At 67.5% G+C, this 8,045-nt stretch carries 8 protein-coding genes; 5 read left to right on the forward strand and 3 right to left on the reverse strand.

Features of this window, described 5'->3' with window-relative positions:
- The first annotated feature begins 32 nt into the window (after window positions 1-32).
- From A7G45_RS29575 to A7G45_RS29585, 3 genes are all read left to right on the forward strand, one after another.
- Window positions 33-3,014, forward strand: a complete 2,982-nt coding sequence (locus A7G45_RS29575) for an acyl-CoA synthetase (RefSeq protein WP_260942204.1) — start codon at window positions 33-35, stop codon at window positions 3,012-3,014.
- Between the two features lie 61 nt (window positions 3,015-3,075).
- The gene (locus A7G45_RS29580) at window positions 3,076-3,507 is read left to right on the forward strand and encodes a hypothetical protein (RefSeq protein ID WP_043399360.1); all 432 of its coding nucleotides are present in this window, start codon (window positions 3,076-3,078) and stop codon (window positions 3,505-3,507) included.
- A 6-nt stretch (window positions 3,508-3,513) separates the two neighbouring features.
- Window positions 3,514-3,720 (forward strand): Trm112 family protein, encoded by a 207-nt coding sequence (locus tag A7G45_RS29585; protein ID WP_043986897.1) that lies wholly within the window; start codon window positions 3,514-3,516, stop codon window positions 3,718-3,720.
- Window position 3,721: 1 nt separating this feature from the next.
- Here the strand turns inward: A7G45_RS29585 and A7G45_RS29590 are convergent, their stop codons facing one another.
- Genes A7G45_RS29590 through A7G45_RS29600 form a run of 3 tightly spaced genes read right to left on the reverse strand, consistent with a single transcriptional unit; the run spans window position 3,722 to window position 5,852 of the window.
- Complete coding sequence (locus tag A7G45_RS29590; RefSeq protein WP_260942206.1) at window positions 3,722-4,339, reverse strand: TetR/AcrR family transcriptional regulator; 618 nt, start codon at window positions 4,337-4,339, stop codon at window positions 3,722-3,724.
- A complete protein-coding gene (locus A7G45_RS29595) occupies window positions 4,336-5,154 on the reverse strand; it encodes an ABC transporter permease (protein ID WP_260942208.1) in 819 nt (272 codons plus the stop codon). The genes A7G45_RS29590 and A7G45_RS29595 overlap by 4 nt, the downstream gene beginning before the upstream one ends.
- A complete protein-coding gene (locus tag A7G45_RS29600; RefSeq protein ID WP_260942210.1) occupies window positions 5,088-5,852 on the reverse strand; it encodes an ABC transporter ATP-binding protein in 765 nt (254 codons plus the stop codon). The genes A7G45_RS29595 and A7G45_RS29600 overlap by 67 nt, the downstream gene beginning before the upstream one ends.
- A gap of 69 nt (window positions 5,853-5,921) precedes the next feature.
- On the opposite strand from A7G45_RS29600, the gene A7G45_RS29605 reads away from it, so the two are divergent.
- On the forward strand, window positions 5,922-6,533 hold the full coding sequence (locus A7G45_RS29605; RefSeq protein ID WP_260942212.1) for a DNA-3-methyladenine glycosylase: 612 nt from the start codon (window positions 5,922-5,924) through the stop codon (window positions 6,531-6,533).
- 38 nt (window positions 6,534-6,571) lie between these two features.
- Window positions 6,572-7,882 (forward strand): tyrosine--tRNA ligase, encoded by a 1,311-nt coding sequence (gene tyrS / locus A7G45_RS29610; protein WP_260942213.1) that lies wholly within the window; start codon window positions 6,572-6,574, stop codon window positions 7,880-7,882.
- The last annotated feature ends 163 nt before the right edge of the window (window positions 7,883-8,045 follow it).

Here is an 8,045-nt window from a genome sequence, read left to right on the forward strand (position 1 = left end):
TTTGTACTTATTTGACCAAAAGGGAGTGCCCGGTGGTGGACTTTTCAGCGATCACCGCTCCAGTGGAGCGGTTGGTGGCTACCGCCCAGAACGGGTTGGAAGTGCTTCGCTACGGCGGGCTGGAGACCGGCGCCGTGCCATCGCCGTTCCAGATCGTCGAGAGCGTGCCGATGTACCGGCTGCGGCGCTACTTCCCGCCGGACACCCGCCCGGGTGCCGCCGCGGCGGGCTCGCCGGTGCTGATGGTGCACCCGATGATGATGTCCGCGGACATGTGGGATGTGACGCGCGACGACGGTGCCGTCGGCATCCTGCATGCCGCCGGACTCGATCCGTGGGTCATCGACTTCGGCTCACCCGATCAGGTCGAGGGCGGCATGGACCGCAACCTGGCCGATCACGTGGTGGGGCTCAGTGCGGCCATCGACACCGTCAAGGCCACCACCGGCAAGGACGTGCACCTGGCCGGCTATTCGCAGGGCGGCATGTTCGCCTACCAGACCGCTGCCTACCGGCAGTCCCGCGACCTGGCCAGCATCGTGGCCTTCGGCTCGCCGGTGGACACCCTGGCCGCACTGCCGATGAACATGCCGGCCGGCCTCGCGACCAACGTCGCCGACTTCATGGCCGACCATGTCTTCAGCCGCCTCAACATCCCGGGTTGGTTGGCGCGCAACGGTTTCCAGATGCTGGACCCGATCAAGACCGCGCAATCACGCCTGGACTTCCTGCGCCAGCTGCACGACCGCGAGGCCCTGCTGCCGCGTGAACAACAGCGCCGCTTCCTGGCCAGCGACGGCTGGATCGCCTGGTCCGGGCCGGCGATCGCCGAGCTGCTCAAGCAGTTCATCGCGCACAACCGCATGATGACCGGTGGTTTCGCCATCCACGGCAACCTGGTCACGCTGGCCGACATCACCTGCCCGGTGCTGGCCGTGGTCGGTGAGGTCGACGACATCGGTCAGCCCGCCGCGGTGCGCGGCATCAAGCGGGCCGCCCAGGACGCCGACGTCTACGAATACCTCATCCGCGTCGGGCATTTCGGGCTCGTGGTGGGTTCCAAGGCGGCCAGTCAGAGCTGGCCGACCGTGGCGGCGTGGGTCAAATGGCTCGATGCCGGTGGACCGATGCCGGCCGACGTGGTGCCGATGCCGTTGCAGTCCGAATTGCCGCGCGAGTCGGTGCCGCTGGCGACTCGTGTCGCGCACGGTGCCGCGGCGGCCACCGAGATGGCCTTCACCCTGGCCAGCACCGCGGCCGACGCCGTGGTGTCGGCGGGCAAGTCCACGCGGGCGCTGGCCATCGAGACGGTCCGCACCCTGCCTCGTCTGGCCCGATTGGGTCAGATCAACGACCACACGCGAATCTCGTTGGGCCGCATCATCTGTGAGCAGGCCGAGGGCGCGCCGGACGGTGAATTCCTGCTGTTCGACGGTCGCGTGCACACCTACGAGGCGGTGGATCGCCGCATCAACAACGTCGTCCGCGGACTGATCGAAGTCGGTGTCCGGCAGGGTGTTCGGGTCGGCGTCCTGATGGAAACCCGGCCCAGTGCGCTGGTCGCCATCGCGGCGTTGTCGCGCCTCGGCGCGGTGGCAGTGCTGATGCCGCCCGACGCCGACCTGGCCGTGGCGGCCCGCCTCGGCGGCGTCACCGACATCATCTCGGACCCGGCCAATCTCGACGCCGCCCGCCGGTTGCGCACCCGCGTGCTGGTGCTCGGTGGCGGCGAGAACCGCGACCTGCATCTGGACGAAAACGGCGATGCCGACTTCATCATTGACATGGAGAAGATCAACCCCGACGTCGTCGAGCTGCCCGGTTGGTACCGGCCCAACCCGGGCTACGCGCAGGACCTGGCGTACGTCGCGTTCGCCAACGTCGGCGGCGAGCTGGTGGCCCGGCAGATCACCAACTTCCGTTGGGCGCTCTCGGCTTTCGGCACCGCCTCGGCGGCCAACCTGGGCCGCGGCGACACCGTCTACTGCCTGACCCCGCTGCACCACCAGTCGGGCCTGCTCGTGTCGCTCGGCGGCGCGGTTGTCGGCGGTGCGCGTATCGCGCTGTCCCGAGGCCTGCGGCCCGACCGCTTCGTGCACGAACTGCGGCAGTACGGCGTCACCGTGGTGTCGTACACCTGGGCGATGCTGCGTGACGTCATCGACGATCCGTCGTTCGTACTCAACGGCACTCACCCGGTGCGCTTGTTCATCGGCTCGGGTATGCCGGCCGGGTTGTGGCGCCGTGTCGAAGAGGCGTTCCAGCCCGCGCACGTTCTGGAGTTCTTCACCACCACCGACGGTCAGGCCGTGCTGGCCAATGTGTCGGGCCTCAAGATCGGCAGCGAGGGCCGTCCGCTGCCGGGCGGCGGCCAGATCGCGCTGGCTGCCTACGACGTCGACGACGACCTGATCCTCGAGGGCGATGAGGGTTTCGTGGCGATCGCCGAGCCCAACGAGGTGGGCGTGCTGTTGGCCAAGCCGCGCGGCCCGGTCGACCCGACGGCGTCGGTCAAGCGCGGCGTCTTCGCGCCGGGCGACACCTGGGTGTCCACCGAGTTCCTGTTCCGCCGGGACGACGACGGCGACTACTGGATGGTCGACAACCGCCGCTCGGTCATCCGCACCCCACGCGGCCCGGTGTTCGGCAAGGAGGTCGGCAATGCGCTGGGCCGCCTCGACGCGGTCGACATCGCCGTCACCTACCGCGTGCCGGTCGGAGATCGTGACCTGGCGGTCACGGCGTTGAGCCTGCGTCCGGGCGGCAGCGTGCTGGCCGCCGACCTCCGTGAGGCGCTCCTCGAGCTGCCGGTCGGCGTGGTGCCGGACCTCATCCACGTGGTGCCGGAGATGACGCTGAACGCGTCATATCGCCCGGTTCTCGCTGAGTTGCGTGCCGCGGGCGTGCCCGAGTCGTCGGACAACGCGTGGCAGTTCGACGTTGACACCGACTCGTTCGTGCAGTTCACGTCGGCCGCTCACGCGGAGCTGACCGGGGACGGCAGTCTGTCGTGACAGCCTGCCGGTGCCGGTCAGCGCTGTTAGGCTGCGCTTGGTCATATCGAATGGAGGACGCATGACGTCACACACCAGCCGTCGCCGGCACGGTGTTGCCGGCGCGATTCTGGCGGGAGCGGTGGCTGCCGGCATGATGATCACTCCTGCCGCGGCGCACGCCGATGTCCTCGACGACCTCGACGCCGAGTACGACATCGGTGCCAGTGGCGGCGACCTCTCGAAGCTGCTGCACACCGCACTCAAGCTGCGCGCCCAGGGCTTCGGTCCATCTAGGGGCAACCTCGCCGATATCCAGGCGGCCCTTGACGATCGTCCCAACCAGGTGCCGCTGATCCACGCGCTGCAGGACACCGTGAAGTTCCAGAAGCGCAATCAGGCCCGTGCTGCCGGCGCGAAGCCGCAGAACCCCATCGTCATCGGTGGCCCGGGCGGCCTGCCGCCCGGTCTGGTGCCGGGCACCGGCGGCTCGCAGATTCCGTTGGGTGGCTAGCGCACGATGATCGACGAAGCGTTGCGCGCGATTTTGGTGTGCCCGCAAGACCGCGGTGAGTTGCTGCTGGTCGGGGACGAATTCCTGTACAACCCGCGGTTGCGTCGGGCGTACCGGATCGACGCCGGGGTACCGGTGCTGCTCATCGACGAGGCGGTCGACATCACCGACGACGCCGAGCACCAGCGACTGATCGACGCCGCCCAGCGGTAGCTCAGCCCGGCAGGTCGCCGGTGAGATAGCGCTGCAGGTTGGGGCCGATCGTTTCCACGATCTGTTGCACCGGCAGCGATTTGAACGGCTCCAGTTCCAGGATGTAGCGGGCCATCACCACGCCGATCAGCTGGGACGCGACGAACTGCACCCGGGTTCGTCCGGTGCCGGGTGGATTGTCAACGCGCGCACCGACTTCGGTGGTGATGACGTCTTCCAGGAAGATTCGGATCAGATTGACGTCGTCGCCGGCCAGCATCGAGCGCAGCGCCGCGATGAATCCGACGCCGAGTTCGGAGTCCCAGATCGGGAGCAGCAGTGCCGGCAGGGTGTGCCCGAGTTCCTCGATGGGGGTGTTCCGCAGCGGTCCCAGCACCATTTGCGGGTCGACGGGAATGTGTACCGCGGCTGCGAAGAGCTGCTGCTTGGTCCCGAAATAGTGATGCACCAGCGCCGCGTCGACGCCCGCGGCGGCGGCGATCGCCCGCACCGAGGTGTTGTTGAATCCGTTGCGGGCGAACAGCTCCCGCGCACAGGCGAGGATCGTCTCCTTGGTGTCCGATGGTCCGGTCGGACGGCCGGGGGGCTTGCGGCGGGGCCGCGGCTGCGTCGCGGTCATGGGGTCCGGCGGCGCAGGGTCGCGGCGGCCAGGCACAGGGTGACGACCGCGAACACGATCACGATGACGATGTCCCGCACCGTGGTGCTGGTGATCTCGGCGTGGTCGGCCACCTCGCGGAGCGCTTCCAGCGCGTAGGTCGCGGGCAGCGCGTCACTGATCCACCGCAACCAGTCGGGCAGCATCTCACGCGGAACGATGATGCCGCACAACAACAATTGCGGCACGATCACGACCGGCATGAACTGCACGGCCTGGAACTCGGTGCGCGCGAACGCACTGCACAACAGGCCGAGTCCGACGCCGAGCACGGCGTTGATGATCGCGATCAGGAACACCAGCGCGGGGCTGCCCGCGGTGTCGAACCCGAGGAACCAGAACGACACCAGGCAGGCCAGCGTCGCCTGCGCGGCCGCGGCCACGGAGAACGCCGATCCGTAGGCGGCCAGCAGATCCAGCCGGCGCAGGGGAGTGGTCAGGATTCGTTCCAACGTGCCCGAAACCCGTTCGCGCTGCATGGTTATCGAGGTGATCAGGAACATCACGATCAACGGGAAGACGCCCAGCAGGATCAGGCAGGCGTTGTTGAACGGCGACAGCGTGCCAGGCCGGTGCGGCAGATCCTCGAACATGAAGTACATCAGCGTGATGACGGCGCTCGGCACCACCAGGATCATCGCCATGCTGCGGTGGTCGGCGGCGAGCTGACGCAGGATGCGGGCAGTGGTGGCCAGATAGGGCTGCAACGTCAGCCGGCTTTGGCCGCGGTGCTGCGCCTGATGATGGTCAGAAACGCTTCCTCCAGCGATGAACATCCGGTGTCCTCTCGTAGATGGGTGGGCGTGGTGTGCTCGAGCAGGCGGCCTTCGCGCATCAGCAACAGTTCCCCGCAGTGGTCGGCCTCGTCCATCACATGGCTGGACACCAGCAGGGTGGTGCCGCCGCGGGCCAGCCGGTCGAATTGTTCCCACAGGTCGACGCGCAGCACCGGGTCCAGCCCGACGGTCGGTTCGTCGAGCACCAGCAGGTCAGGTTTGGATACCAGCGCACACGCCAGCGACGCCCGGGTCCGCTGGCCGCCAGATAGGTTGCCGCAGAGCGCGGTTCGGTGATCCTGCAGCCCGACGGCGGCGATGGCGTCGTCGGCCGCGGTCTTGCCGGAGCCTGTCAATGCGGCGAAATAGCGCACGTTGTCGATGACGCGCAGGTCGTTGTAGACCGTCGGCTCCTGCGTCACGTAGCCGACGCGGCGACGCAGCTCCGCTGATCCGCCGGGTTTCCCGAGCACGGTGACGGTGCCCTTCGTGATGATCTGGGTACCCACGATGGAGCGCATCAGGGTGGTCTTGCCGCAGCCCGAAGGGCCGAGCAGTCCGGTGATGCTGCCGCGCCGCACCTGCAGGGACACTTCGTCGATCGCGCGTCGCTTACCGCGGACGACGGTCAGGCTGTCGACTCGAATCGCGACGTCAGGGGCATGATCCATTAATTCATCACTCGATGAACTCATCATAGGATGAATAATCCGCTCGCGGCGTGGACATGTCAACGGCGAGTCTTCGAGCGGGCAGAATGACGGGCCATGAGCGCCGCGCAACTCGCCGTCGACCCGGTCACCGCGGCCCGGCGCCTGCTCGGGGCCACGCTGTACGGCCGCGACGTGGTCGCCACGGTGGTGGAGGTCGAGGCCTACGGCGGCCCGCCGTCGGGGCCCTGGCCGGATGCGGCAGCACACTCGTTCCGCGGCCCGACACCTCGAAGTGCGGTGATGTTCGGACCGGCCGGCCGGCTGTACACCTACCGCAGTCACGGAATTCACGTGTGCGCCAATGTCGTCTGCTGCACCGACGGGGTGGCGGGTGCGGTGTTGCTGCGTGCGGCCCGCGTCATCGACGGCTGTGGTGCCGCCCAAGGTCGCCGACGCGCCGGCGTTACGCCGGCGGCGATCGCCCGCGGACCCGGCAATCTGTGCGAGGCGCTGGGAATCACCTTGTCGGACAACGGTATTGACCTGATGGATCGACGATCCCCGGTCCGGCTGGAACTGCACGCACTGCAGGAGGGGAGTGCCGGGCCGCGAGTCGGCGTCAGCCAGGCCGCCGACCGGCCGTGGCGATTCTGGCTGGCGGACACTCCGGAGGTTTCGGCCTACCGGCGCAGTCCCCGGGCGGCCGCGCCGGGGGATAGTGACTGATGGCAGCCGCTGACCTGCGATAGGGGAAGATCGACGTCGTGAGTACTGGCATCCTCGATGAACTGGACTGGCGCGGACTGATCGCGCAATCGACCGACCGCGAAGCGCTTGCCGCCGCGACCACGGATGGGCCGCTCACTCTGTATGCCGGCTTCGATCCGACCGCGCCCAGCCTGCACGCCGGACACCTGGTTCCCCTGCTCACACTGCGGCGATTCCAGCAGGCCGGGCATCGTCCCATCGTGCTGGCCGGTGGTGCGACCGGCATGATCGGCGATCCCCGGGACAACGGGGAGCGGACCATGAACACCGCCGACACCGTCGCCGACTGGTCTGAACGCATTCGCGGCCAGCTCGAGCGATTCGTCGAGTTCAACGACTCCGGCAACGGCGCGATCGTCGAGAACAACCTGTCTTGGACGGGTCCGATGTCGGCCATCGAATTCCTGCGTGACCTGGGCAAACACTTCTCGGTCAACGTCATGCTCGACCGGGACACCATCAAGCGGCGACTCGAAGGTGACGGCATCTCGTACACCGAGTTCAGCTACATGCTCCTGCAGGCCAATGACTTCGTCGAGCTGCACAAGAAGCACGGCTGCAGCCTGCAGATCGGTGGCTCCGACCAGTGGGGAAACATCATCGCGGGCGTCCGCCTGGTGCGTCAGAAGCTGGGTGCGACGGCACATGCGCTGACGGTTCCGCTGGTCACCTCGGCTGACGGCAAGAAGTTCGGCAAGTCGACCGGTGGCGGCAATTTGTGGCTCGACCCCGAGCTGACCAGCCCATATGCCTGGTACCAGTACTTCGTGAACGCGGCTGACGCGGATGTCGTCGGTTATCTGCGCTGGTTCACCTTCCTGTCCGCCGACGAACTCGGCGAACTGGCGACCGCCACGGCGGAGCGTCCCCACGAACGGGCTGCTCAACGCCGGCTGGCTCGGGAATTGACCACTTTGGTGCACGGCCAGGCCGCGACCGACGCCGTCGAACTGGCCAGTCAGGCGCTGTTCGGCCGTGCCGAACTGCGGGATCTCGACGCATCGACGCTGGCCGCGGCGCTGACCGAAGCCAGTAATGGCCAGGTCGCGGAGCTGGCGCCCGGTGGTCCGGACGGGATCACCGACCTGTTGGTGGCGACGGGACTGTCCAAGAGTCGTGGGGAAGCGCGCCGGACGGTCGCCGAGGGCGGCGTTTACGTCAACAACGCACGCGTGGAAAGCGACGAGTGGGTACCACAGCCGACGGATTTTCTGGGTGATCGCTGGCTGGTGTTGCGGCGTGGCAAGCGCCACATCGCGGGGGTTCGGCGGGTTACGGGCCTGACCAGTGGGAATCACCCCCTGTGACCAGGGGAAACGGCCCGCTGACCTGGCGATTTGACTCGCTGTTAGCCCTGCCGTAACTTATTCCAGGTCAGAGCGACACGGACAAGCGCCGGAGAGCGAAGACCAAATCCGAGAGTAACACCCATTAAGTTGGGAGTTCCTCACTGCCCGCACACGGACCGCG

It is taken from the genome of Mycolicibacterium llatzerense, assembly GCF_025331195.1.
Taxonomy (GTDB): Bacteria; Actinomycetota; Actinomycetes; order Mycobacteriales; family Mycobacteriaceae; genus Mycobacterium; species Mycobacterium llatzerense.